General features: G+C 71.6%; 21 protein-coding genes and 1 pseudogene. 12 read left to right on the top strand and 10 right to left on the bottom strand.

The window, feature by feature from the left end; genetic code table 11:
* Nucleotides 1–193: 193 nt before the first annotated feature.
* Genes ONA70_RS19625 through ONA70_RS19610 form a run of 4 tightly spaced genes read right to left on the bottom strand, consistent with a single transcriptional unit; the run spans nucleotide 194 to nucleotide 4,353 of the window.
* A complete protein-coding gene (locus ONA70_RS19625) occupies nucleotides 194–1,003 on the bottom strand; it encodes an inositol monophosphatase family protein (RefSeq protein WP_265007910.1) in 810 nt (269 codons plus the stop codon).
* Entirely contained in the window at nucleotides 996–1,448 is a 453-nt protein-coding gene (locus ONA70_RS19620) for a response regulator (protein WP_265007909.1), read from the bottom strand. The genes ONA70_RS19625 and ONA70_RS19620 overlap by 8 nt, the downstream gene beginning before the upstream one ends.
* The gene (locus ONA70_RS19615) at nucleotides 1,445–3,118 is read right to left on the bottom strand and encodes a sensor histidine kinase (RefSeq protein WP_265007908.1); all 1,674 of its coding nucleotides are present in this window, start codon (nucleotides 3,116–3,118) and stop codon (nucleotides 1,445–1,447) included. The genes ONA70_RS19620 and ONA70_RS19615 overlap by 4 nt, the downstream gene beginning before the upstream one ends.
* Entirely contained in the window at nucleotides 3,115–4,353 is a 1,239-nt protein-coding gene (locus ONA70_RS19610; protein ID WP_406601218.1) for a PP2C family protein-serine/threonine phosphatase, read from the bottom strand. Before ONA70_RS19610 ends, ONA70_RS19615 begins: the two co-directional genes overlap by 4 nt.
* A gap of 266 nt (nucleotides 4,354–4,619) precedes the next feature.
* On the opposite strand from ONA70_RS19610, the gene ONA70_RS19605 reads away from it, so the two are divergent.
* Complete coding sequence (locus ONA70_RS19605) at nucleotides 4,620–7,004, top strand: M28 family peptidase (protein WP_265007906.1); 2,385 nt, start codon at nucleotides 4,620–4,622, stop codon at nucleotides 7,002–7,004.
* Between the two features lie 95 nt (nucleotides 7,005–7,099).
* Entirely contained in the window at nucleotides 7,100–7,702 is a 603-nt protein-coding gene (locus ONA70_RS19600) for a dihydrofolate reductase family protein (RefSeq protein WP_265007905.1), read from the top strand.
* A 27-nt stretch (nucleotides 7,703–7,729) separates the two neighbouring features.
* On the opposite strand, the gene ONA70_RS19595 is transcribed toward ONA70_RS19600, so the two are convergent.
* From ONA70_RS19595 to ONA70_RS19575, 5 genes are all read right to left on the bottom strand, one after another.
* The gene (locus tag ONA70_RS19595; protein ID WP_265007904.1) at nucleotides 7,730–9,718 is read right to left on the bottom strand and encodes a potassium transporter Kup; all 1,989 of its coding nucleotides are present in this window, start codon (nucleotides 9,716–9,718) and stop codon (nucleotides 7,730–7,732) included.
* 37 nt (nucleotides 9,719–9,755) lie between these two features.
* On the bottom strand, nucleotides 9,756–10,907 hold the full coding sequence (locus tag ONA70_RS19590; protein WP_265007903.1) for a CapA family protein: 1,152 nt from the start codon (nucleotides 10,905–10,907) through the stop codon (nucleotides 9,756–9,758).
* 54 nt (nucleotides 10,908–10,961) lie between these two features.
* Complete coding sequence (locus ONA70_RS19585; RefSeq protein ID WP_265007902.1) at nucleotides 10,962–11,216, bottom strand: Smr/MutS family protein; 255 nt, start codon at nucleotides 11,214–11,216, stop codon at nucleotides 10,962–10,964.
* Between the two features lie 58 nt (nucleotides 11,217–11,274).
* A complete protein-coding gene (locus tag ONA70_RS19580) occupies nucleotides 11,275–11,643 on the bottom strand; it encodes a tetratricopeptide repeat protein (RefSeq protein WP_265007901.1) in 369 nt (122 codons plus the stop codon).
* 90 nt (nucleotides 11,644–11,733) lie between these two features.
* The gene (locus ONA70_RS19575; RefSeq protein ID WP_265007900.1) at nucleotides 11,734–12,504 is read right to left on the bottom strand and encodes an ROK family protein; all 771 of its coding nucleotides are present in this window, start codon (nucleotides 12,502–12,504) and stop codon (nucleotides 11,734–11,736) included.
* A gap of 90 nt (nucleotides 12,505–12,594) precedes the next feature.
* Between ONA70_RS19575 and ONA70_RS19570 the strand changes: the two genes are divergently transcribed.
* The 3 genes and pseudogenes from ONA70_RS19570 to ONA70_RS19560 all read left to right on the top strand — a co-directional run bounded on the left by ONA70_RS19570 (nucleotide 12,595) and on the right by ONA70_RS19560 (nucleotide 15,395).
* A complete protein-coding gene (locus tag ONA70_RS19570) occupies nucleotides 12,595–14,232 on the top strand; it encodes an ABC-F family ATP-binding cassette domain-containing protein (RefSeq protein ID WP_265007899.1) in 1,638 nt (545 codons plus the stop codon).
* Between the two features lie 38 nt (nucleotides 14,233–14,270).
* Nucleotides 14,271–14,516 (top strand): annotated as a pseudogene (locus tag ONA70_RS19565) (hypothetical protein); the annotation flags it as partial.
* Between the two features lie 153 nt (nucleotides 14,517–14,669).
* Complete coding sequence (locus tag ONA70_RS19560) at nucleotides 14,670–15,395, top strand: BON domain-containing class I SAM-dependent methyltransferase (RefSeq protein ID WP_265007897.1); 726 nt, start codon at nucleotides 14,670–14,672, stop codon at nucleotides 15,393–15,395.
* A gap of 21 nt (nucleotides 15,396–15,416) precedes the next feature.
* On the opposite strand, the gene ONA70_RS19555 is transcribed toward ONA70_RS19560, so the two are convergent.
* A complete protein-coding gene (locus ONA70_RS19555; protein ID WP_265007896.1) occupies nucleotides 15,417–16,427 on the bottom strand; it encodes a LacI family DNA-binding transcriptional regulator in 1,011 nt (336 codons plus the stop codon).
* 135 nt (nucleotides 16,428–16,562) lie between these two features.
* On the opposite strand from ONA70_RS19555, the gene arfA reads away from it, so the two are divergent.
* From arfA to ONA70_RS19520, 7 genes are all read left to right on the top strand, one after another.
* Nucleotides 16,563–18,074 carry an arabinosylfuranosidase ArfA gene (gene arfA, locus ONA70_RS19550; protein ID WP_265007895.1) on the top strand — a complete coding sequence of 504 codons (1,512 nt, stop codon included), beginning with the start codon at nucleotides 16,563–16,565 and terminating at the stop codon, nucleotides 18,072–18,074.
* A gap of 37 nt (nucleotides 18,075–18,111) precedes the next feature.
* Nucleotides 18,112–19,440 (top strand): ABC transporter substrate-binding protein, encoded by a 1,329-nt coding sequence (locus ONA70_RS19545; protein ID WP_265007894.1) that lies wholly within the window; start codon nucleotides 18,112–18,114, stop codon nucleotides 19,438–19,440.
* Between the two features lie 6 nt (nucleotides 19,441–19,446).
* Nucleotides 19,447–20,412 carry a carbohydrate ABC transporter permease gene (locus tag ONA70_RS19540; RefSeq protein ID WP_265007893.1) on the top strand — a complete coding sequence of 322 codons (966 nt, stop codon included), beginning with the start codon at nucleotides 19,447–19,449 and terminating at the stop codon, nucleotides 20,410–20,412.
* 10 nt (nucleotides 20,413–20,422) lie between these two features.
* Nucleotides 20,423–21,247: a carbohydrate ABC transporter permease gene (locus ONA70_RS19535; RefSeq protein WP_265007892.1), complete on the top strand. Its 825-nt coding sequence runs from the start codon at nucleotides 20,423–20,425 to the stop codon at nucleotides 21,245–21,247.
* The gene (locus tag ONA70_RS19530; protein ID WP_265007891.1) at nucleotides 21,244–22,266 is read left to right on the top strand and encodes a glycoside hydrolase family 43 protein; all 1,023 of its coding nucleotides are present in this window, start codon (nucleotides 21,244–21,246) and stop codon (nucleotides 22,264–22,266) included. The genes ONA70_RS19535 and ONA70_RS19530 overlap by 4 nt, the downstream gene beginning before the upstream one ends.
* Nucleotides 22,267–22,556: 290 nt before the next feature.
* On the top strand, nucleotides 22,557–24,212 hold the full coding sequence (locus ONA70_RS19525) for a glycoside hydrolase family 10 protein (RefSeq protein WP_265007890.1): 1,656 nt from the start codon (nucleotides 22,557–22,559) through the stop codon (nucleotides 24,210–24,212).
* Between the two features lie 170 nt (nucleotides 24,213–24,382).
* Nucleotides 24,383–24,922, top strand: a complete 540-nt coding sequence (locus tag ONA70_RS19520; protein WP_265007889.1) for a phospholipase — start codon at nucleotides 24,383–24,385, stop codon at nucleotides 24,920–24,922.
* Nucleotides 24,923–25,123 lie beyond the last annotated feature (201 nt).

Below are 25,123 nucleotides of genomic sequence, written 5' to 3'. Positions count from 1 at the left end.
CCGGGTCGAACTCTGCGCGGCGGCGGCTCCGCCGGCGCCGGACGGCGGCCTGCTGGCGGAGACCGCCGGTCACGATACCGGACCGCACGCGCCACGCCAGGCCCTCGACCTCGTACGACACCGACCATCGACGCAGCGTGCCGGTACCGTCCCGGCGGCGTGACGATCATGGGCGGGTGGGTGGCTGCCGGCGTCAGCCGTCCAGCAGCGCCGACCGCACCTCGTGCCAGATCTCGTCGCTGGCCGCGACCAGCAGGCCCCGGCCGTCGTCGGCCGGGTGGTAGTCGGTGCCGTCGAACCGCCGGGCCACCCCGCCGGCCTCGCGTACCAGCAGGGTGCCGGGGGCGTGGTCCCAGGGCAGGGTGCGCCAGAAGAGGACGAACTGCTGTGCGCCGGTGAGCACGTCCAGGTACTCCCGACCGGCGCAGTGCTGGCCCGGCAGCAGCTCACCGAGCCGCCGGCCGCCGTCCTCGACCGTGCGGCGGACGTCCGGCGGGAGGAACCGGGTCATCGCGGTGCCGCGCAGCGCGCCGACCTCCGGGGCCCGCGCTCCGGTGCGCACCGCCGTGTCGTCCAGCCACGTGCCCGCGCCGGCGCGGCACGTGGCCAGCGTCCCGTCCAGCGGGTCGTACACCCAGGAGGCGGCCGGCACGCCGTCGCTCAGCAGCGCCACCATCAGGGCGAACGGCCGCCGGCCGGCGGCGAAGTTGGAGGTGCCGTCGACCGGGTCGACCAGCCAGACGTCGCCGGTGCCACGCAGGTGCCGCACCAGCTCCGGGTCCTCGGCGACCGCCTCCTCGCCGACCACCACGGACCCGGGGCGCAGCCGCCGCAGCCGGGCGGAGATGAACTCCTCGGCGCGCCGGTCGGCGACCGTGACCAGCTCGCCGGGCGCCTTCTCGGCGATGTCCGCGTCGTCGAGCCGCCGGAACATCGGCACCACGACCGTGGCCGCAGCCTCCCGCAGCAGCGCGCCGACGTCCTCCAACAGCCGGTCAGCCACGCGGCGGCAGCTTGACCACGCTGACGAAGAACTCGTCGATCTGGCGGACCACCGAGATGAAGCGCTCGAAGTCCACCGGCTTGGTCACGTAGGCGTTGGCGTGCAGCTGGTAGCTGCGCAGGATGTCCTCGTCGGCCTCGGAGGTGGTGAGCACCACCACCGGGATCCGGCAGAGCTGCTCGTCCTTCTTGATCTCCGCCAGCACCTCCCGGCCGTCCCGGCAGGGCAGGTTCAGGTCGAGCAGGATCAGGTCGGGCGCGATGGCGTCCGCGTACTGGCCCTCGCGGCGCAGGTAGGCCAGCGCCTCGGCGCCGTCGGAGACGACCGTGAGGCGGTTGCGGAGCTTGTGCTCCTCGAACGCCTCCTGGGTCATCAGCACGTCGCCCGGATCGTCCTCGACCAGGAGCACCTCGATCGGACTCTTGCCGTCTGCCGGCGCGGTCATCCCACCGTCTCCTTCATGCCACCCGTTGTACCGTCTCCGGCCGCCTCCGCGGGCGTCTCCTCGCGCCCCGCCGCGTCCGGCTGCCGGCCGACCGGCGTCGCCGCAAGGGTGTCATCCGCACTTTCCTCGGGGAACGCCGGCAGGGCGAACCGGATCGCCGTGCCCTCCTCGGTGTCGGTGTCCACCCAGACCCGGCCGCCGTGGTACTCCACGATCTTCTTCACGATGGCCAGGCCGATGCCGGTGCCCGGGTACGCGTCCTTGGAGTGCAGCCGCTGGAAGATGACGAAGATCTTGTCGGCGAACTCCGGCTCGATCCCGATGCCGTTGTCCTGGCAGGTGATCTCCCATTCGTCGCCGACCAGCCGGGCCGACACGTGCACCCGGGGCGGCACGTCCGGGCGGCGGAACTTGATCGAGTTGCTGACCAGGTTGGCCAGCAGGTTGGTCAGCAGCGGCTCCTCGCCGCGGATGACCGGCAGCCCGTCCCAGGTCAGCTCGGCGTCGGCGTACTGGCGGGCGGCGTCCGTCTGGGCCGCCACGTCGCCCATCACCTTGTTCAGGTCGACCTCGGTGAAGCCGGTGGTGAGGCGGCCGATCCGGGAGAAGGCCAGCAGGTCGTTGATCAGCCGCTGCATCCGCTGCGCGCCGTCGACGGCGAACGCGATGTACTGGTCGGCGCGCTCGTCGAGCTGGCCCGCGTACCGCCGCTGGAGGAGCTGGCAGAAGCTGGCCACCTTGCGCAGCGGTTCCTGGAGGTCGTGCGAGGCCACGTACGCGAACTGCTCCAGATCACGGTTGGACCGGGTCAACTCCTCGGCCTGCTTCTGGAGCTGGCTGTTGACCCACTCGATCCGCTCCCGGGCCTCGCGTACCTCGTCCAGCTCACGGGCGATCTTCTGCCGCATCAGGTCGATGTCGTCGGCGAGCCGGCGGAACTCCGGCGGGCCGGACCCCTCGATGTGGTGCCGGTAGTCGCCGGCGGCGACCTCCCGCACCTGGCCGACCAGGGCGGCCAGCGGCCGGATCAGGGCCCGGTCCAGCGAGAGCAGGGTGACCACGCCGGCCACCGCCACCACCAGGGCGGCGATGATCAGCAGTGCCACCAGCACGTTGCTGGTGGTGTTCACCCGGTCGGCGGTCTTCTGCCGGACGACGAGGATCTCGTCCTGCAGGCTGTTGACCGCGTTCCGGATGCCGTCGAACTGCTGCCGGGTCTGGTCGGTGATCAGCGCCTGGCCGGCCGCCGGGCCGCTGCGCTCGGTCGCGGTGATCACCGGCTGGGCGACCGCGTGCCGCCACTGCTCGGCCCGCTGCTCGACGGCGTCGAGCTCCCGCAGCACGTCCGGGTAGTCGGCGGCGAGCTGCCGCATCGAGGCGATGCTGTCGTGCTCCCGCTTCCGGCCGTCCGCGTACGGGGCCAGGTCGTTGCGGTCGCCGTTCACCGCGTACCCGCGCACCGCGGTCTCCTGGTCGAGCAGGGCGCTCATCAGCTCCTGCACCTGGACCCGCAGCGGTCCGGTCTTGAGCAGCACCGCGTCGATGTTCTGCCGGTTCTTCGCCGCGAGGGTCGCCTCCGCCGCGGCCAGCCCGAGCAGCAGCACCAGCACCACGCCGAGCAGCGCGAGCACCCGGCGGCGCAGGGTCCAGCCATGCTGGTACGCCTTCACCGGCCACCGCCCCGGCTGAGCAGCAGCATGGCCACGTCGTCGGCGAGCGGACCACCGTTGAGCTGCTCGGCCCGGCCGACCAGCCAGGCGGGCAGCTCGGCCAGCGGCACCGACCGGTTGGCGGGATCGGCGAGCAGGCCGGTGAGCCCGGGGACGTCCAACCGGTCGTCACCGGCACCCACCCGACCCTCGATGAGGCCGTCGGTGTACATCAGCAGGGACCAGTCATCGGTGTCGAACTCCAGGTCGAAGGCCACGGGCCGACGGGGTCGTACGCCGAGCAGCAGACCGCCCCTGGCCGGCACCGGGGCGACCTTACCTCCGCTGAGCAGCAGCGGCGGGGGATGACCGGCGAGCCGCACCGTGGCGCGGTTGGCCGCCAGGTCGAGGCGGGTGGTGGCCACGGTGGCGAAGATCTCCTGGAGCCGCCGCTCGCTCATCAGCACCTGCTCCAGGGCGGGCAGCACCTCGTCGTCCGGCACCCCGGCCAGGATCAGGGCCCGCCACGCCACCCGGAGTTCGACGCCGAGCGCCGCCTCGTCCACGCCGTGCCCGCAGACGTCGCCGACGATCAGGTCGATCCGGTCCGGCCGGGTCTGCACCACGTCGTAGAAGTCGCCGCCGATGAGCGCGGCGTGCCGGCCGGGGCGGTAGAAGGTGTGCACCGACACCTGGTCGGTGGTCATCAGCGGCTGCGGCAGCAGGCCCCGCTCCAGGCGGGCGGACTCGGCCTGGCGCAGCTCGACCTCGCGCAGCCGGCGGCCGTTCTCGTCGGCCCGCTTGCGCTCCACCGCGTAGCGCAGGGCGCGGGTCAGCAGCACCCCGTCGACCTGGCCCTTGACCAGGTAGTCCTGCGCGCCCTCGGCGACCGCGACGATGCCCAGGTGCTCGTCGGAACGGCCGGTGAGCACGCAGACCGCGGCACCGCTGGCCATCTCCAGCACCCGGCGCAGCCCGTCCAGGCCCTGGGCGTCGGGGAGTCCGAGGTCGAGCAGGACGCAGTCGACCCCGACCACGCGCCGCCGGGCCTCGCTGAGGCTGGTCGCGACCAGCAGGTCGATCATGGAGTTTGTCTCGGCGAGCAACTCCCCGACCAGGAAGGCGTCGCCCTCGTCGTCCTCGACCAGCAGGACCCGCAGCCGCTCGCCCGGCGGCAGGTTGGCGTGACGCGCGAAGCCGGCCTGCGGTACGACGGAGGAACCGGGCACACCGGTCCCCCGTTGCGGTTGGGCCACCGCCGCGAGACGCGGGAGTTCGCTGGTGATGTCGGACTCCTTCCGAGTGCCCTGCTGATCCTGTATCAGACAACGGTCGCACACAACACGACCCGAGTCCGGGTGGGCGGGGCGAGCGCGCCGGCCGTTTGGACAGCGACCGGGCAGACGGCCGATGTTACGTCGTGACCAGGGACCGGCACGGAGCGCACCGGCCGGCGGGGAGTGCCGCCGCCGGCCACCGGGGTGCAGGATGATGCCACCCCGACCCACCCCGAGGAGTTCCCGTGGGCGTACCCCCCACCCGCCCCGCCAACCGGGCGCTGGCCCGGCCGCGCCGGCGACCGCTCGCCGCGGTCGTCGCGCTCGCCGCGCTGCTCGCCGTCGGCGCGGGCGTCCTGGTCGACCTGGCCACCCCGGCGCCACGCCCGGCCGACGCGCCGGCGGGCCAGTTCAGCGCCGCGCGCGCGTACCGGAACGTGCAGGCCATCGCGGCGCGGCCGCACGTGGCCGGCAGCGCCGCCAACGACCAGGTCCGCGAGCACCTCGTGGGCGTGCTGCGCGGGCTCGGCCTGGAGACCGAGGTGCAGGACACGGTCGCCCCGGAGGCCGGGCAGCTCAGCGGGGCGGCCGGCGGCGCCACTCTCGCCCGGGTACGCAACGTGGTGGCCCGGCTGCCCGGCACCGGCTCGACCGGGCGGGTCTTCCTGGTGGCCCACTACGACTCGGTGCAGTCCGGGCCGGGCGGCAACGACGACGCCGCCGGCACCGCCAGCATCCTGGAGGTGGCCCGGGCGCTGACCGCCGGCCCGCGCCCCCGCAACGACGTGGTCTTCGTGCTCACCGACGCGGAGGAGGCGTGCCTCTGCGGCGCCTCCGGCTTCGCCGCCGACCACCCGCTGGCCCGGGACGGCGGGGTGGTGCTCAACCTGGAGGCACGCGGCTCCACCGGCCCGGTGATCATGTTCGAGACGTCCCGCAACAACGCGAAGCTGGTCGACGTCTTCGGCCGCGCCGCCCCGCACCCGGTGGGCACCTCGTTCGCGGTGGAGATCTACCGGGCGCTGCCCAACGACACCGACTTCACCGCGTTCCTCGACCACGGCTTCGTCGGTCTGAACTCGGCGTACATCGACGGGGGTGCGGTCTACCACACCCCGCTGGACACGCCGGCCACGATGGACCGGGGCAGCCTGCAGATGCACGGGGACAACGCGCTCGGGCTGGCCCGCGAGTTCGGCCGGACCGACCTGCGCGACCTGCGTTCGACCCACGACGCCACCTACTTCCCGGTGCCGGGCGGCCTGGTCCGCTACCCCGGCTGGCTCACCCTGCCGCTGGCCCTGCTCGCCCTGGTCGCCGTCGGGGCGCTCGGCTGGCTGCTGCGCCGGCGCGGCCGGGCCACCGTCGGGAAGCTCGCCGCGGGCGTCGGGCTGGCCCTGGTGCCGATCGTGGTCGCCCCGCTGGGCGCGTGGCTGCTCTGGGCCGCGATCACCACGATCCGCCCCGGGTACGCCGAACTGCTCGACCCGTACCGGCCGGTCTGGTACCGGCTCGCCGTGGTGGCGCTCGCCGCCGCGGTCCTGTTCACCTGGTACGCGCTGACCCGCCGCCGGGTCGGCCCGGCCGCGCTGGCGTTCGGCGGGCTGGCCTGGCTGGCCCTGCTCGGGGTGCTGCTCGGCGGGCTGGTGCCGGGCGGGGCGTACCTGGCCACCCTGCCCGCCCTGGCCGGCGCGCTCGCCGGGCTGGCGGCGCTGGCCACCCGGTTGGACGGCCCATGGCCGGTGGTCGCGGTGACCCTGGCCGGCGCGGTCGCCGTGATCATCCTGCTGCCCACCGTGGTGCTGCTCTTCCCGGCGCTCGGCATGGCGATGGGCGGGGTCGCCGCGCTCTTCGCGGTGCTCCTCGGGCTGGCCGCGCTGCCCGTGGTCGACCTGCTGCACCCGCAGGCCGGCGGCCAGCGGGGCCTGATCGCGCTCCGGGCCCGCCGGCTGGGCGCGGTGCCGGCCAGCGCCGCCGCGCTCGCCGCCGTGGTGCTCGCCGGAGTCGGCCTGGCCGTCGACCGCTTCGACGCCACCCATCCCGTGCCGACCCACCTGATGTACGGCCTCGACGCGGACACCGGGAAGGCGATGTGGATCAGTCACGAGGCCGAGCCGCAGCCGTGGACCAGCCGGTACGTGAACGAGACGGGGTCGGTCTCCCACTTCTTCCCCGCACTCGGCGACGAGGAGATCAGGATCGGTGACGCCCCGGCGGTGCAGCTGCCCCCGCCGACCGTCACGGTGCTGTCGGACGCCACGGCCGGCACCGAGCGCACGTTGCGCGTACGAGTGACTCCGCAACGCCCGGTCCGCCTGCTCTCGCTGCACGTCGAACCCGACTCGGCGACGGTCATCAGAGCCAGCGCGGCCGGCGTGCCACTGAAGATCAAGCCCACGCCGCCGGGGAGTTGGTGGGGCTTCGGTCTGGTGTTCCACGCCCCGCCGCCGGAAGGCGTCGAGGTGACCCTGACCCTTCGGCCCAAGACCTCGAAGGTGGTGCTGCGGGCGATGGACGGCAGCGACGGCCTGGACCAGCTCCCCGGCTTCCGCCCCCGCCCGTCCGACGTCGGCATCGTCGGCTCCCACAGCTCCGAAATGCTCGCCGTAGCCAAGACCTACACCTTCTGACCCCCGCAAAAAAATCTTGGGACGGATGTCGAGAGGGGGAGGGGCTGCTTCTACCTCCGGGTGAAGGACAGGACCGGATTACAGGGAGCAGATCGATGACGAAGGTTACGACCGGAGCGACCATGTCGTTGGACGGCTACATCGCGGACGCGTCGCACGGTGGGTTCGAGTACCTCTTCCAGTGGTACGCCAACGGCGACGTCGAGACGCCGACGGCCAACCCGGACATGACCATGCGCACCTCGGCGGCGAGCGCCCAGCACCTGCGCGAGCTGACCGAGCGGACCGGGGCGCTGGTGGTCGGCCGGCGGCTGTTCGACATGACCAACGGCTGGGGCGGTCGACACCCGATGGACGTACCGGTGGTCGTGGTCACGCACCGCGTGCCGGAGGGCTGGGACCGGGAGGGCGACTCCTTCGTGTTCGTCACCGACGGCATCGAGGCCGCGATCGACCGGGCGAAGGCCCTCGCCGGCGACAAGGAGGTCGGGGTCAACGGCGGCACCATCGCGGCACAGGTCATGCAGGCCGGCCTGCTCGACGAGGTACACGTCGATCTCGTCCCGGTCCTGCTCGGCGACGGCATCCCGCTCTTCGCCGACCTGAAGATCGCGCCCGTCCAGTTGGACGGGCCCACCAGGGTGGTCCAGGGCAACGGAGTCACCCACCTCGCCTACCGGGTACGCAAGGCAGGCTGAGGCCGCACCGCTCGCGACGCCGCGGGTTCAGACGGGAACTTCGGCACTGAGGACGACGGTGCGTTCCTCGGGCAGGTGAAGGAACTCGACCTGACTCGCGGCGTTGTGGGCGAGGCCGATGAACAGGCGTTTACGCCAGGTGGCCATGCCCGGGGTACGGGTGCAGCGCAGCGTGATCCGCGAGACGAAGTAGGAGACCTCGGCGGTGCCGATCCCCCGGCCGAGGGGATGGGCGGCGGCGCGCCGGAGCACCTCGGGAAAGTCGGTGGGGTCCTGGAAGCCGAAGACGGCGGCGATATGGACGATGCCGTCGTTCGGGTCGCCGAGATCGTCGAAGCTCAGCCGCCGGTCCCAGGGAATGTGCGGGACGTTCGCCGTGCGGCCGGAAATGATCACGATCTGCTCGTGTCGGACGTGGTTGTGCGCGACGTTCGCGCGCAGTGCCAGCGGCGTCGTCTCCTTGTTCGGGTGGGGGAACACCGCGGTACCCGGCACCCGCACGATGTTCGCGACGTGCAGGTCGTCGATGAACTCAAGCAGCGGACCTTCCCGTTCGAGGCGTCTCGGGGTGACCAGTTCGGCGCCCCGCCGCCAGGTCACCAGGACCGTGAACACGATGATCGCGATGAGCAGGGTCAGCCAGCCGCCATGGCTGACCTTGGCCAGGTTCGCGGTGAAGAAGATCAGTTCGATGCTGCCGGCGACGACCCCGAACAGCGCCACCCGCCGGGTCGACCAGTGCCACTGCCCGCGCGCGACGACCAGGAACAGCGCCGTGGTGATCAGGAATGTCCCGGTGACCGCCACCCCGTAGGCGGCGGCCAACCGCGTGGACGTGCGGAACGCGAAGATCACGATCAGGACTGCGGCGAACAGGCTCCAGTTCACCCCCGGCGCATAGATCTGCCCGTACTCGCGGCGGGAGGTATGCCGGATGCGCAGATGCGGCAGAAAGCCGAGCCGCATGGCCTCCCGGGACACCGAGAACGCGCCGGAGATCACCGCCTGGGACGCGATCACGGTGGCCACGGTGGCCAGGACGACCATCGGCAGCCGCGCCCATTCCGGGAACAGCAGGAAGAACGGATTGGCCCGGCTGTCCGGCGCCCGGAGGATCAACGCCCCCTGACCGAGGTAGTTGAGGGTCAGGGCGGGAAAGACGATCGCGAACCAGGCCCGGCGGATCGGGGTACGGCCGAAGTGGCCCATGTCGGCGTAGAGCGCCTCGGCGCCGGTGATCGCCAGCACCACGGCCCCCATCGCCACGAACGCGATGACCGGATGGGCCACGACGAACAGGACCGCGTACGTGGGCGACAGCCCGGCCAGGATGCCCGGATCGCGGGACACCTCGGCCACGCCGGCCACGCCCAGGCAGGCGAACCAGAGCAGCATGATCGGCCCGAACACGGCCCCGACCCGTCCGGTCCCCCATCGCTGCCCGGCGAACAGCAGGGTGAGGATCGCCGCGGCCACCGGCAGGACGACCACCGCCAAACCCGGCGAGGTGACCTCCAGCCCTTCCACCGCCGACAGCACCGAGATCGCCGGGGTGATCACGCTGTCGCCGTAGAACAGGGCCGCGCCCAGCGCCCCGAGCGTCAGCACGGCAGCCGACCGCCGCCCGTTCGCACCTCCCAGCGCCCGCCGGGCGAGGGCGGCCAGGGCCATCACCCCGCCCTCGCCGTCGTTGTCGGCCCGCAGGATGAAGATCACGTATTTGATCGACACGATCAGGGTGATCGACCAGAACACGAGCGAGATCACGCCGAAGACGTCGGGCGCGTCCGGCACCAGGTTGCGGTCGAGGGAGAAGACCGTCTTCAGCGCGTACAGCGGGCTGGTGCCGATGTCGCCGTACACCACGCCCAGCGCGCCCATCAGCAACGCCAGCCCCGCCGTCTTCCCGGTGCCCCGGGAAGGACCGGTCAGCGGCGTCCCGGACGCCGTGCCGCCGTCCTCCGTCGGCCCGTCGCCGCCGGCCGCGGGCTGCTCGTCGTTCCCTCGCTCCGACACCCCACAGGCATACCAACCCGCATGCCGCCGATGACGGTCAACGCCGCATTCGTAGCCCGGCGGACCGGGCACCCCGCATGTCGACGTACTGGGTGATCTGCTCCTGGACGCGGGCCAGGTCGGCCCGGCGATCCTCCGGCGCTCGGACGTCGTTCACCGCGCTGGCCAGGTCGACCACCCGGGCCGCCGGCTGGTACTGCATCCACATGGCGTGCACCTCGACGCCGCTCACCTCCCATCGGCCGGCCGCCTTGCGGGTGAAGGTGAACTCCGGCACCACCGCCTGCTGGGTGCTCTCCTCGGAGCCGTACGTGGTCAGGTTGCCGAGCCCGTACGCCACCCATTTCGTGCCGATCTTCTCGAACGGCTGTACCACGTGTACGTGGTGGCCCACGATGAGGTCGATGTCGGGGAAGGCGAGGAGATCCCGGGCGAGCTGGAGCTGGTCGTCGTTCGGTTTGTTCTGGTATTCCGTGCCCCAGTGCATCGACAGGATGACGATCTCCGCACCCAGGTCGCGGGCCCGCCGTGCCTCGGCCAGGATGGCGTTGCGGTCGGCGAGGTTCGCGACCCAGTCCTGGCCGGCGGGCCGAGGGATGCCGTTGAAACCGAAGGTGTAGGACAACTGGGCCACCTTCACCCCGGCCACGTCGAGAATGTTGGGCCGCGCCGCCTCCGGCGCGCTGCGCGCGGTCCCGGCGTGGCGTAGTCCGACCTGGTCCAGCTTGTCCAGCGTGCGGCGGATACCCGGTACACCTGTGTCGAGGGAGTGGTTGGACGCTGTCGAGCAGGTGTCGAAGCCAGCCCATGCCGCGGCATCGGCCAGCTCCGGGGGCACGCTGAAGATCGGGTAACCGGTGAACGGGCCGGACGGCTCCGCCAGTGGGGTCTCCAGGTGGCAGATCGCCAGGTCGGCCCGGCTCACCACCGGCCGTACCGCGGCCAGGACCTGGGTGAAGTCGTGGCCATCGCGTCCCGCGGCGCGGGCGTCGGTCGCGGCCTGGGCCGTCAACTCGGGATGCACCAGGAGGTCACCGGCGGCGACGATGGTGAGCTGGGACTTCGGCGCAGGCGACTGGCTGGCGGTCGCGGCTCGCCCCGGCCGCTTGGTGTCCCCACGGGTGAGCGGGCCGCTGCAGCCGGCCACGAGTACGACCGACAGCAGCAGGCCAGACGACAGTCTCCTCATACGAGGGATTTTCGCGTCGGCGCCCGCGGCCGGGGCGGAAATCGAAGGCGGTTCCTACTTCCAGCGGAAGTGCACGAACAGCCGGCCGAAGTTCTTCGAGTCCTTCTCGACCCGGTGGTAGAGCTGCTTCACGTCCTTCTGGTCGAGGAACCGCAGCACCTTCTTCTTGAGCTGGCCGGAGCCCTTGCCGGGGATGATCTCCACCAGGGTGGCCTTCTTCGCCACCGCCTCGTCCATGATGTCGCGCAGGGCGCGGTCGATCTCGTAGCCCCTGTTGTAGATGTCGTGGAGATCGAGCTTGAGCTTCACCAGGCCATCCTAGGTACGACGAAAGGCAGCCCGCCCGGGCTGCCCGTCGTCACGATGCTCAACGGGTGCCGCTGAGCTTGCTCTCCACCCGGCGCAGCGCCGCGGTGTAGTCGGCGTTGGTCGAGTACATGGCCGCCGCGATGCGCAGGTGCCGCAGCGCGTCGGCGGGCCGGTTCAGCCGCTCCAGGGTGCGGCCCAGCACGTGGTGCGCGTAATGGTCGCTCGGGTCCCGGTCGACCAGCTCGCGCAGCTGCTCCTCGGCCCGGTTGAGCTGGGCCGACTGGAAGTACGCGCGGGCCAGCAGCTGCCGTACCGAGGAGTTGCCGGGCTCCGCCTCGACGATCGGCTCGAGCAGCCGGGCCGCTCCGAACGGGTCACCCGCTTCGAAGAACATGGTCGCCCGCCGGTACTCCGCCAGAAGATCCACTCGACCCACCCCCTCGTGTCGCGCCGCCCTTTGTCCGACGCTGACACAACACCAGGCGTACCGCGAGTGTTCCTGGGGTGGAAATCGCGTTCACGCGGTCGGGTCGTACCGGTCGCCGACGAGCTCCCAGGCCCGGACACCGCCCACGATTCCGGCCGTGTTCGGCACGACTACGACGTCGTCGCCCATCCGGGCCAGTTGTTCCGGCCGGATCAGCCGGGAGTTGCCGCCGCCGAGGTACAGCCGGTCCCAGCGGAACACCGGGCGCAGCCCGTCCACCACCTGCCGGATCCGCCGCGACCAGAAGGCGTCGCCCAGGCGCCGGCGTTCCGGCTCGCCGACGTACGTGTCGTAGGTGGTGTTCCAGCGGACCGGGGCGTGGGACAGCTCCAGGTGCGGCGCGAGCACCCCGCCGTCGAAGAGCGCGCTGCCCAGCCCGGTGCCGAGGGTCAGCACGAGTTCGCAGCCGGTCCCGGCGACCACCCCCGCGCCGTGCACCTCGGCGTCGTTGAGCACCAGCGCCGGGATGCCGAACGCCTCCGCGAGGGCGCTGCGCACGTCGTACCCGGACCACTCGACGAGCAACGCCGGGTCGACCTTGCTACGCGGGCCGGACCGGGTCACGTAGTGCGGGGTGGCCACCACCACGCCGTGCCGGATCATGCCGGGCATCCCCACGGTGAGCCGGTCCGCCGCCGGCAGCCGGCCGCCCAACTCCAGCAGCGTCTTGACGAAGACCGCGGGCGGCAGCGGGTACGGCGTGGGGACGCGCAGCGGCTTGGCCCGCATGGTCCCCGCGGCATCCAGCACGGAGGCCTTGATCCCGCCGCCGCCGCAGTCGATCGCCAGAGTGGTCACCACGGGAGTGAGTCTCCCTCACCTCCGTCCCGCCGCGCGGACCGGTCGATCCGATCGGCCACCGGTCGTCGCCTCGGTAGGCTCGTTCTCCTCATGAGCGCCACGATGATCGCCAAAGACCTCACCGCCGGCCACGGTGACCGCCTGCTCTTCGCCGACCTCGACCTGGTCGTCGCCCCCGGCGACGTGATCGGGCTGGTGGGGGTGAACGGTGCCGGCAAGTCCACGCTGCTGCGTACCCTCGCCGGACTCCAACCCCGGGAGCAGGGCGCGGTGTCGTTGAACCCGCCCACCGCCACGGTCGGCTACCTGCCGCAGGAACCGGAGCGCCGGCCGGGCGAGACGGTCCGCGACTTCCTGGCCCGGCGGACCGGGGTGGCCGCCGCGCAGGCCGCGCTGGACGCCGCCACCGAGGCGCTCACCGCCGGGACCGACGGCGCCGACGACGCGTACGCCGGGGCGCTGGAGCGCTGGCTCGACCTGGGCGGCGCGGACCTCGACGAACGCGCCGAGCAGGTCGCCGCGGAGCTGGGGCTGAGCGTCGACCTGGACCACCTGATGACCGCTCTCTCCGGCGGCCAGGCGGCCCGGGCCGGGCTGGCCTCGCTGCTGCTCAGCCGCTACGACGTCTTCCTGCTCGACGAGCCCACCAACGACCTGGACCTGGCCGGACTGGACCGGCTGGAACGGTTCGTCACCGGGCTGCGGGCCGGCACGGTGCTGGTCAGCCACGACCGCGAGTTCCTGACCCGGACCGTGACCCGGGTGCTGGAGCTGGACCTGCACCAGCGGCAGGTCCGGCACTACGGCGGCGGCTACACGGGGTACCTGGAGGAGCGGGAGGTCGCCCGCCGGCACGCTCGGGAGGAGTACGAGGAGTACGCCGACACCCGGGCCGAGCTGGAGGCCCGGGCCCGGATGCAACGGGCCTGGATGGAGAAGGGCGTGAAGAACGCCCGGCGCAAGGCCACCGACAACGACAAGATCGGCCGCAAGTTCCGCACCGAGTCCACCGAGAAGCAGGCGGCCAAAGCCAAGCAGACGGCGCGGCTGATCGAGCGGCTGGATGCGGTCGAGGAGCCGCGCAAGGAGTGGGAACTGCGGATGGAGATCGCCGCCGCGCCCCGCGCCGGCGCCGTCGTGGCCTCGCTCCGCGGTGCCGTCGTACGCCGGGGCGACTTCACCCTCGGCCCGGTGGACCTGCAGATCAACTGGGCCGACCGGGTGGCGATCACCGGGGCGAACGGCTCCGGCAAGAGCACCCTGCTCGCGGCCCTGCTGGGCCGGCTGCCGCTCGACGAGGGGTACGCGGCGCTCGGCCCCGGCGTGGTGGTGGGCGAGGTCGACCAGGCCCGCGGGTTGTTCCTCGGCGACCAGCCCCTGGTGGACGCCTTCGGCGCGGCCGTACCCGAGCTGACCCCGGCCGACGTGCGGACGCTGCTGGCCAAGTTCGGGCTGCGCGCCGACCACGTGCTGCGGCCGGCGGCGACCCTCTCCCCCGGCGAGCGGACCCGGGCCGCGCTGGCGCTGCTGCAGGGGCGCGGGGTGAACCTGCTGGTGCTGGACGAGCCGACCAACCACCTGGACCTGCCGGCGATCGAGCAGTTGGAGTCAGCCCTGGCCACGTACCCGGGGACGCTGCTGCTGGTGACCCACGACCGGCGGATGCTGGACGCGGTGAGCGTCAACCGGCGGCTCCGGGTGGCGGCCGGACGGATCGCCGAGGATTGATCCGTGCCGGCCCGGTCGCGCGGGGTGAGAATGACCCCATGCTCAAGTGGGAGTACGCGCTGCTGGTCCGCCGTCGCCAGGCCGCCGCCACCGACATCGGGTGGGAGGTCCTCTTCATCTGGTACGGCCCGGACGGCTCGATGACCGACGTCACGCCGTACGGCGACACCGCGCTGGCCCACCTGAACCGGGCCGGTGACCAGGGCTGGGAACTGGTCGCGATGAGCGAGGACCCGTCCCTGCCCGGCAACAACGAGCTGCACCGTTACCACCTCAAACGGCCCAAGCCGGCCGCACCCCAGCCGCGTCAGCGGATACGCGGCGCCGGCCGCCGCCCGCTCACCAGCTGAACCGCCACCCGCGCCGCCCCAGGATGTCACCCCAGTTCCAGGCATATCGGGCGAGGATGTGGGTATCGCGCCGCCCGGAGGTGGCGCATGGTGGCGATGGCGCAATCCGCACCCTCGGCCGAGCGGCTGACCCGGGTCGACGGGTTCCTCGCCGAGGCGTGGGCGGATCTGGCCGCGCACGACGACCGGCTGCGCGGACTCGCCGTCGAGGTGCGCTTCGACCGGGGCGTGGGGCACCTGAGCGGCGAGGTCGCCGACCCGGCCGAGCTACGTCTGGTCCGGGACCTGGTGGGCCGCCTCGCCGGGGTGCTCGGCGTGTGGTGCCGGGTGGCCGTCGCGGGCCGTACGCCGGTGGTGGTGGACCTGGGGTGCGGGGCGACCAAGCAGTGGCCGGGCAACCTGGGGCTGGACATCTACCCGGCGGCCGGGGTGGACGCGGTCGCCGACCTGTCCGGCTCGTTGCCCCTCGCCGACGACTCGGTCGACGTGTTCTTCGCGGTGCACATCCTGGAGCACCTGATCGACTTCCTGCCGCTGCTCGACGAGTGCCACCGGGCGCTGCGGCCGGGCGGCGTGCTGCACGTGATGAGCCCCTGGTGGCGGCACGTGAACGCGGTGGCCGACCCGACCCACGTACGGCTGCTGGACGTGCAGACGTTCAAGGGCATCTGCGGCCAGCGCCCGCCGGGCACCCCGCGCTGGTACCCGCTGCACGTGGGCTGCGACGGCGCCTCGATCTTCGCCGACCTGACACCCCTGCCCGCTGACGCCCCGGCACCGTCCGCAGCCCACCTCGCCCGGTTCTTCGACTGACAGTCGCCGGGCGGCGGCCGGTCAGATTAGGTCGGGGGCACTCTCCCGCAGCGCCAGTTGGTGGGGAGCCACAAGCTCCCTCGGCGGCGCGTCCCGGTCCCCGTCCAGACGGCCGGCGAGCAGGTCGACCGCGAGCCGGGCGATCCGCTCCTTGTCGGGGGCGACGGTGCTCAGCGTGGGAATGGAGAAGCGGCCGTCCTCGATGTCGTCGAATCCGGCCACCGCCACGTCCTCCGGCACGCGCAGGCCCGCCTCGTGCAGCGCGCGCAGGGCACCGAGGGCGAGGGTGTCGTTGAAGCAGAAGACGGCGTCCGGACGTACCCCGCCGGAGAGCAGGTGCCGCATCGCCGCCGCGCCGTCCGCGCGGTGCCAGGCCGGTGCGGGTGCCACCAGGCGCTCGTCGTAGCTGATGTCGGCCTCGGCCAGCGCCGCGGCGTAGCCGGCCAGGCGGAGCCGGGCGCTGGCCCCCTCGGGGGTGCGCTGGGAGCCGATCGCGGCGATCCGGCGCCGCCCCAGCCCGGCGAGGTGGGCGGTGATCTGGCGGGCGGCGGCCACGTTGTCGATCATGACGTGGTCGGCCCGGCCGTGGTCGACCCGCTCGCCCAGCAGCACCATGGGCATCCCGTCCAGGCCGGCGAGGTCGTCGGCGGTGAGCGCGAGCGGGCTGAAGATCAGGCCGTCGATCATGTGGTCACCGATCCCGCTGGCCGCCTTCCGTTCCTGCTCCGGGCCGCCGCCGGTCTGGTCGATCAGCACCGTCCACCCGTGCTCGGCCGCAGCGGTGACCACGTGCCGAGCCAGCTCGGCGAAGTACGGGATGTCCAGCTCGGGCAGAGCCAGGGCGATCACCCCGGTGCGGCCCTTGCGCAGGTTCCGCGCGGACAGGTTCGGCCGGTAGTTCAGCTCGGCGATGGCCTGCTCGACCCGGGCCCGGGTGTCCGGCCGGACGTGCAGGTAACCGTTGACCACGTTGGAGACGGTCTTCACCGACACGCCGGCCCGTTCCGCGACGTCCTTGAGCCTGTGGCGCACCCTTCCTCCCCTGTCGGCGCTGCCGGCACTGTACCGCGTCGCCGGTTCTTTACAACGTTAGATACAACGTTGTAGAAACACGTTGTAGGGGGTGACCGAGGTCACCTCAGCCCGGTAGGAAAGGTGGCAGCCCCCGTGCGGAACGCACAGCTGACGATCGACCCGGCCTTCATCGTCGGAGCGGCCGACCGCCGCCTCTTCGGCTCCTTCGTGGAGCACATGGGGCGCTGCGTCTACGGCGGGGTGTACGAGCCCGGGCATCCCAGCGCCGACCCGCGCGGCTTCCGCCGGGATGTTCTGGACCTGACCCGCGAGCTGGGCGTCTCGGTGGTTCGCTACCCCGGCGGCAACTTCGTCTCCGGCTATCGCTGGGAGGACGGCGTCGGCCCGGCCGGTGACCGGCCGCGCCGGCTCGACCTGGCCTGGAAGACCATCGAGACCAACGCGTTCGGGCTGAACGAGTTCATGAGCTGGGCGGCCGAGGCGGGCGTCGAACCGATGATGGCGGTGAACCTCGGCACCCGGGGCGTGCAGGATGCCTGCGACGTGCTCGAGTACGCCAACCACCCGGGCGGCACGCAGCTGTCCGACCTGCGCCGCAAACACGGCGCCGAGGAGCCGTACGGGGTGCGGCTCTGGTGCCTCGGCAACGAGCTGGACGGCCCGTGGCAGGTGGGGCACAAGACCGCCGACGAGTACGGCCGGCTCGCCGCCGAGACGGCGCGGGCCATGAAGATGATCGACCCCTCGATCAGCCTGGTCGCCTGCGGCAGCTCCAACCGGCGGATGCCGACCTTCGCCGCCTGGGAGGCGACCGTCCTGGAGCACACCTACGAGCACGTCGACTACATCTCCGCCCACACCTACTACGACCCGTCCGACGGCGACCGGGCCAGCATCCTGGCCTCCGCGGTGGACCTGGACGACTTCATCCGGGACGTGGTGGCCACCGCCGACCACGTGGCCGCCAAGCAGCGACAGAAGCGCCGCCTCAAGATCTCCTTCGACGAGTGGAACGTCTGGTACGAGTCCCGCCTCCAGGCCGACCTGGACCGGCGCGGCTGGGTCGAGGCGCCCGCGCTGATCGAGGACGACTTCACCGCGGTCGACGCGGTGGTGGTCGGCGATCTGCTCATCACCCTGCTCCGGCACGCGGACCGGGTCGGGGTGGCCTGCCAGGCGCAACTCGCCAACGTGATCGCCCCGATCCGCACCCGTACCGGCGGGCCGGCCTGGCGGCAGACCATCTTCCACCCGTTCTCCCTCACCGCCCGGTACGCCCGCGGCACGGTGCTGCGGACCGAGCCGGTCTCTCCCACCTACGAGACGAGGCGGTACGGCGAGGTGCCGGTCCTGGACACCGTCGCGGTACGCGACGAGGAGACCGGCGAGCTGGCCGTCTTCGCGGTGAACCGGGGCGACGCGGACCTCGCGTTGGACCTCGACCTCCGCGGCCTGCCGCGACTCTCCGGTCATTCCCACACGACCCTCGCCGCCGGCGCCGAGCCGGCGGCGACGAACACCGAGGCCGAGCCCGAGCGGGTGACGCCCCGGCAGATCAGCACCCCCACCGTCGAGGGCGGCCGCTGCACCGTGGCGCTGCCCGCCTGCTCCTGGAACCTGCTGCGCTTCGCGACCCAGCCGTGACCAGGCAACACCGCATCCCGTCCCCCAAGGAGCACACATGATCCAGCACGAGATGAGCCGCCGTCGCCTGCTCGGCCTCGGTGTCGGGCTCGGCTCGGCGGCCACCCTGGCCCTGGCCGGCTGCGGCGGCGGCAGCGCCACCAAGTCGACCACCGCCGGCAACGGCGGCAAGGACTACACCGGCCCCAAGGTCGACCTGAAGCTGTGGAACGGCTTCACCGGCGGCGACGGCGACATCTTCAAGAAACTCGTCGAGCAGTTCAACGCCGAGCACCAGAACATCGCTGTGGGCGTGATCACCTACCAGTGGGACGACTACTACAGCAAGCTCCCCGGCGCGGTCTCCAGCGGCAACGGGCCGGACATCGCGGTCATGCACATGGACCAGCTCGCCACCTTCGCCGCCCGCGGCGTCATCACCGAGCTGGACGACGTGGCCAAGGCGCTGGAGCTCAGCGAGGGGGACTTCGCCCCGACCGTCTGGAAGGGCGGCCTCTACCACGACAAGCGGTACGGCATCCCGCTGGACATGCACCCGCTGGGCTTCTACTACAACAAGGCCCTCATGCAGAAGGCGGGCCTCGACCCGAACAAGCCGCCGACCACCCGGGAGGAGTACGAGGCGGCGCTGACCGAGCTGAAGAAGTCCGGCGTGCAGGGCTTCTGGGTGAGCCCGTTCCAGTTCACCGGCGGCATGACCTTCTACAGCGTGCTGCACCAGTGGGGCGGGACGCTCTTCGACGCCGACGTGGCGAAGGCGACCTTCAACTCGGACCCGGCCGTCGAGGCGTGCACCTGGCTGGTCGACATGATCAAGCAGGGCCACTCGCCGAGGAACGTCGGCCAGGACGCCGACTACCTGGCGCTGAAGAGCGGCAGGAACGCGTTCAACTGGAACGGCATCTGGCAGATCAACGACCTGAAGAAGAGCCCCGGCATGCAGTGGGGGGTGGCGCCGCTGCCGAAGATCGGCAGCCAGCCGGCCGCCTGGGCGAACTCGCACAACTTCACCATCGTCAAGCAGCGCAGCGCCGACGCCAACAAGGTCTCCGCGGCCAAGGTGTTCATCAACTGGCTCAGCCAGCACTCCATCGACTGGGCCAAGGGGGGCCAGGTGCCGGCCCGCAAGGCGGTGCGGGAGAGCGCCGACTTCAAGGCCCTCACCGAGGTCAACGCGCTCGCGCCCGAACTGGAGTACGCCGCCTTCCCACCGGCCGCCCCCGGCCTGGGCGAGGTCATGACCACCTTTTACAACTCGTTCAACGAGGCGGCGCTGGGCAAGAAGTCGCCGAAGCAGGCGCTGGACGACGGGGTGGCCAAGGCGAACAAGCAGCTCGAGGACAACCGCAAGAAGTACGGGAGCTGATCCGCCGTGGCGGACGTGATCGAGGCGGGGGCGGCGCGTGCCGACGCGCCGCCCCCGGCGGGGCGTACCCGCCGCCGGCGTGGCCCCACCGAACGGGGGCACCGGGCGACCCCCTACCTCTTCCTCGCGCCGTACCTGGTGCTGTTCCTGGTCTTCGGCCTGGCGCCGATCCTGTTCGGAGTCTGGATCAGCCTGCACCAGTGGGACCTCCAACTCCCGAACCGCCCCTTCGTCGGTCTCGGCAACTACGGCGACCTCTTCTCCAGCGACTCGGCGATCTACGCGGACTGGTGGTCCAGCGTACGGGCGACGGCGATCTTCACCGTGCTCTCCGTGCCGCTGCTGGTGGTCGTCCCGCTCGGGCTGGCACTGCTGCTCAACCGGGCATTCCCCGGACGGACCTTCTTCCGGGCGGCCTTCTTCGCCCCGTACGTCCTCGGCGTCGCGGTGATCGGCCTGCTCTGGCGCTTCCTGCTGGACGCCAACCTCGGCCTGGTCAACCGGCTGCTCGGGATGGTCGGCCTGCCGTCCGACACGCCGTGGGTCACCGACGTGCCCTGGGTGTGGGTGTCGCTGGTCGGCGTGACCGTGTGGTGGACCTGCGGCTTCAACGCGGTGATCTACCTGGCCGGGCTCCAGGACATCCCCGCGGAGCTGTACGAGGCGGCCCGGGTGGACGGCGCCAACGGCTGGGACCGCTTCCGGCACGTCACCCTGCCCGGGCTGCGGCCGGTGCTGCTCTTCGTGCTCACCACGACCATCCTCGCCTCGGCGAACGTCTTCGGGCAGTCGTTCCTGATCACCCAGGGCGCGCCGGGCGAGCAGACCCGGACGGTGGTCTGGCGGATCGTCGACGAGGGGCTGCGCGACTACGACGCGGGCCGAGCGGCCGCGATGAGCGTGCTCTTCGCGCTGATGCTGGCGGTGGTCAGCATCGTCAACTTCCGGCTGTTCCGGTACCGGGAAGACTGAGAGGGCGACCATGACGAGTGTGCGCCGGGTGGCGCGCTACGCGGTGCTGATCCTGATCACCGCGGTGTTCGTGACCCCGCTGGTGTGGATGCTCCTCACCTCGCTGAAGACGTACGACGACGCGCAGCAGGACCCGCCCAGCTGGCTGCCGAATCCGTTCTCCGCCTACGGCTACGACCAGATCGTCAACAACACCGCCAACCCCGTGCTGCGCTGGTTCGTCAACAGCATGCTGGCCGCCAGCCTGCACACGCTGCTGGTGCTGGCCACCGCGTCGATGGCCGCGTACGCCCTGGCGCGGCTGCGGTTCCGGGGCCGGAAACTGAGCTTCGCGCTGATCGTCGGGACGCTCTTCCTCCCGCCCACCTCGCTGATCATCCCGAACTTCGTGATCGCCGAGCGACTGAACTGGATCGACACCCTGACCGTGGTCATCGTCCCCGGCGCGGCGAGCGCGTTCGGGGTGTTCTTCCTGCGCCAGTTCTTCCTCTCCATACCGCGTGAGCTGGAGGAGGCGGCGGTGCTGGACGGGGCGAACCACTGGGAGGTGTTCACCCGGGTGCTGCTGCCGCTGGCGAGGCCGGCGCTGGCCACCCTGGCGGTGCTGTCGTTCCTGACCAACTGGAACGACTTCCTCTGGCCGGTCTTCGTGCTGTTCAGCCCCGAACGGCTCACCCTGCCGGCCGGCCTCGGCCTGCTCCAAGGGGCGTACGTGACCGACTACCCGGTCATCATGGCCGGCGCGGTGCTGGCCAGCGTCCCGGTGCTGATCCTCTTCGTGCTCGCCCAGCGGCACGTCATCCAGGGCGTCTCCCGCAGCGGCCTCAAGGGATGATCGGGGGCGGATCGTGGCGAGCCGGCGCGGCGGCGAGCATCGTCGCCGCACTGCTCGTCACCGGCTGCGGCAGCCAGGAGACCAACTCCCCTTCGAGTACGCCGGAGGACCCCCACGTGTTCACCAACCCCGTGGTCCGGGCCGACGCCCCCGACCCGCAGGCGATCCGGGTCGACGAGACCTGGTACCTCTTCCACACCAACTCCGGCGGCCGCAACGTCCCCGTGCTCGCCTCTCCTGACCTGGTCGACTGGAAGCCGGCCGGGGACGCCCTGCCGGAACTGCCCGACTGGGCCGACTCCGGCAGGACCTGGGCCCCGGAAGCGATCCAGCTGGCACCGGACCGGTTCATCCTCTACTACACCGTCGCCGACCGGGCCTCGGGACGGCAGTGCGTAGGTCGGGCCGTGGCGACCGCGCCATCGGGGCCCTACCGGGACGACTCGGCCGGGCCGCTGATCTGCCAGGCGGAGCTGGGCGGGTCGATCGACGCCAGCCCGTACCGGGACACGGACGGGAGCCTCTGGCTGCTCTGGAAGAACGACGGCAACGCGATCGGGGTGGACACCTGGCTCTGGTCGCAGCGCCTCTCCCCGGACGGACTCCGGCTGACCGGTACGCCGGTGAAGCTGTTGAAGCAGACCGAGCCCTGGGAGGGCAGCCTGGTCGAGGGGCCGTTCTTCCACCGGCACGACGGGACGTTGTATCTCTTCTTCGCCGGCAACGCCTACGACAAGGCCACGTACGCCGAGGGTTACGCGATCTGCGAGAGCCCGACCGGGCCGTGCGTGAAGGCCGCGGAGAACCCAATCCTGAGGGCCAACGAGGTGGCCTCCGGCCCCGGGCACGCCTCGATGGTGGAGCAGGGCGGGCGTACCTGGCTGCTCTACCACGCCTGGTCGCCGGGGCAGGAGGGCAGCACCGACCCGGGCCGGCAGGTCTGGCTCGACGAGGTCGTCTGGACGGACGGCAAGCCGGTCGTCAAGGGCCCGACCGCCGGACCCGAGCCGCGCCCCTAGCCGGGACCGGGGACATCGCGGCCGAACCCCATGAGGTCGAACGCGCCCTCCGGCCCTGAATCCCGTACGGCCCGTGTCGGAAGGGTCACGAACCGAACTGTGTTCGCGCTCACCTCTCGGACATTCGGCCCCACCTGTGCGTCGATCCGCCCGGAAGTCTTGCGCGTCATCGGGATTGATGAAAGTTTCCTACCGGCGGCAGATGTTCTGCGGCGAATCTTGCCGGATACGTCGAGCGTCCGCCGCCACCCGACCCTGCCCCGGGAGCCCCAACGAAGGGACCGCACCGCATGAAGGCAACTCGGCTCGGAGCCGCCGGGCTGGCCGTGGCGCTGCTCGGCGCGCTCGTCGCCGGCACCCCCGCGGCCGCCGCCGAAACCACGTCCGACACCTCCTCGAACACCTGCGTCACCGACCCGGCCACGCCCAAGCGGCAGTTCCGGGCCATGTGGATCGCCTCGGTGACGAACATCGACTGGCCCACCAAGGCCTCGCAGACCGACCCCGACCAGGTCGCCAAGCAGAAGGCGGAGTACCTGGGCTGGCTCGACCTGGCGCAGAAACTGCACCACAACGCCGTCGTGGTGCAGGTCCGCCCGACCGCGGACGCGTTCTGGCCGTCGTCGTACGAGCCGTGGTCGGAGTACCTGACCGGGGTGCGCGGCAAGGACCCGGGCTGGGACCCGCTGGCCTTCCTGGTCGAGGAGTCGCACAAGCGGAACCTCGAGTTCCACGCCTGGATGAACCCGTACCGGGTCTCCATGCCGGCCCCGGGTGGCGCCGGCGCGGACCTGTCGAAGCTCGCCCCGAACAGCCCGGCCCGGCAGCACCCGGACTGGGTGTTCGCGTACCCGCCGGCCGGGGTCGCCGGCAGCCGGCTCTACTACAACCCCGGCATTCCCGAGGTCCGCGAGTTCGTCCAGACCGCGATGATGGACGCCGTCAACCGGTACGACATCGACGGCCTGCACTTCGACGACTACTTCTACCCGTACCCGAGCGGCACCTACCAGTACCCGGACGAGGCCACCTTCGCCCAGTACAACCGGGGCTTCACCGACAGGGCCGACTGGCGGCGGGACAACATCAACCTGCTGATCCAGGAGATGAACGCCAAGATCAAGGCGGTCAAGCCGTGGGTGAAGTTCGGGGTCAGCCCGTTCGGCATCTGGCGCAACAAGTCGGCCGACCCGAACGGCTCGGACACCACCGGCAGCCAGTCGTACGACATCATCTCCGCCGACACCCGTAAGTGGATCAAGGAGGAGTGGATCGACTACGTGGTGCCGCAGCTCTACTGGTACATCGGCCAGTACCCGGCCGCCGACTACGCCCGCCTGGTGCCGTGGTGGGCGGAGCAGGTGCGCGGCACGAACGTCCAGCTCTACATCGGCCAGGCCGACTACAAGAGCGGTGAACCCGCGTACGGGTCGTTCTGGATGAACCCGAACGAGCTGTCGAACCACCTGACGCTCAACCGGTCGTACCCGGAGGTGCTCGGCAACGTGCACTTCTCCGCGGTGCAGGTGAAGGCGAACCGGCTCGGCGCCACCGACATCTACGCGGCCGAGCACTACTCCCGCCCGGCACTGGTGCCGGCCATGTCCCGGCTCCCGTCGCAGCCGCTGCTCGCCCCGGTGGTCACCGCCGCCGAGCGACAGGACGACGGCGTACGTCTGAGCTGGCGGCAGCCGGCCAACGGCGAGGGCCCGCTGGGCACCGCCACCTCGTACGCGATCTACCGGTTCGACGGCACCGGCCTCGCCGAGCCGTGCGGCTTCGCCGACGCCGCCCGCCTGGTCGCCAGCGTGCGCGGCACGGAGGGTGACCTCCAGTCCTGGGTGGACACCACCGCGGTGGCCGGGGCGCGCTACACCTACTACGTGAGCGCGCTGGACCGGTCCTGGAACGAGGGCCCGGTCAGCCCGGCACGCTTCGTGCACTGACGGTCGAACGAATGCCCCGGACGCCCGGCGTCCGGGGCATTCGTCTGTTTGGACGCATGTCACCAAGTGATCACCCCCGCCATCGCCGGTCGTCGCCCAGTTGATCGACACTGATCGACGACTGGCTATCCCCGGCGCCCCTGCCGTCGCCCACCCCCGCGGAGGTTCCCGTGTCCCGACGTTTCGTCACCGCCCTCGCCGCCGGCACGTTCGCCCTGCTCACCGCGCTCGGCGTGGCCTCACCCGCGGCCGCTGCGGTGAGCACCCAGCAGAAGCTCTCCGTCCTGTCGAGCTGGACCCAGACCAGCGCGACGAGCTACAACGCCTGGAACGCCGGCCGGCTCAACAAGGCCGCCTGGGCCGACTACAACTTCGACTGGTCGACCGACTACTGCTCGTCCAGTCCGGACAATCCGCTCGGCTTCAACTTCAGCCTCTCCTGCTACCGGCACGACTTCGGCTACCGCAACTACAAGGCGATGGGCCAGTTCTCCGCCAACAAGTCCCGGCTGGACAGCGCCTTCTACGAGGACCTGAAGCGGGTCTGCGCCACGTACAGCGTCGTCGTCCGGCCCGCCTGCTACAGCCTGGCCTGGACGTACTACCAGGCAGTCAGCGCCTTCGGCTCGGTCGCCGCGGTGAAGCAGTCTGACCTCGACCGCGCGGCCCGGATCAAGGCCGACGCCGAGCGGCGCGCCGCCCGGCGCTGACCTCGGCCCGTCGAACGGGAGTTCGCGTCGGCGCCCGGCGCGAACCTCCCGGTCAACCCGTCGTGGAGCGGGGAAAGCGGAGCGAGGTGGGGCGGCGAGGGCTGGGTGCGGTGAAGCGGGGCGAGTCGGCGGCCAGGTCCGGGTGCTCCACCTCCAGGGCCAGCGCCGCCGCCTCCGCCAGGGCCAGCCCGCCGCCGGCCG

The sequence above is a fragment of the Micromonospora yasonensis genome (assembly GCF_026013475.1).
Classification (GTDB): domain Bacteria; phylum Actinomycetota; class Actinomycetes; order Mycobacteriales; family Micromonosporaceae; genus Micromonospora; species Micromonospora yasonensis.
This window is presented reverse-complemented; position numbering and strand designations above follow the sequence as displayed.

What these genes read in the sequence shown, in the direction of transcription:
- ONA70_RS19620 (WP_265007909.1), bottom strand. Translation starts at nt 1,448, where the DNA reads ATGACCGCGCCGGCAGACGGCAAGAGTCCGATCGAGGTGCTCCTGGTC.
- ONA70_RS19600 (WP_265007905.1), top strand. Translation starts at nt 7,100, where the DNA reads ATGACGAAGGTTACGACCGGAGCGACCATGTCGTTGGACGGCTACATC.
- ONA70_RS19590 (WP_265007903.1), bottom strand. Translation starts at nt 10,907, where the DNA reads ATGAGGAGACTGTCGTCTGGCCTGCTGCTGTCGGTCGTACTCGTGGCC.
- ONA70_RS19570 (WP_265007899.1), top strand. Translation starts at nt 12,595, where the DNA reads ATGAGCGCCACGATGATCGCCAAAGACCTCACCGCCGGCCACGGTGAC.
- ONA70_RS19560 (WP_265007897.1), top strand. Translation starts at nt 14,670, where the DNA reads ATGGTGGCGATGGCGCAATCCGCACCCTCGGCCGAGCGGCTGACCCGG.
- ONA70_RS19545 (WP_265007894.1), top strand. Translation starts at nt 18,112, where the DNA reads ATGATCCAGCACGAGATGAGCCGCCGTCGCCTGCTCGGCCTCGGTGTC.
- ONA70_RS19535 (WP_265007892.1), top strand. Translation starts at nt 20,423, where the DNA reads ATGACGAGTGTGCGCCGGGTGGCGCGCTACGCGGTGCTGATCCTGATC.
- ONA70_RS19530 (WP_265007891.1), top strand. Translation starts at nt 21,244, where the DNA reads ATGATCGGGGGCGGATCGTGGCGAGCCGGCGCGGCGGCGAGCATCGTC.
- ONA70_RS19525 (WP_265007890.1), top strand. Translation starts at nt 22,557, where the DNA reads ATGAAGGCAACTCGGCTCGGAGCCGCCGGGCTGGCCGTGGCGCTGCTC.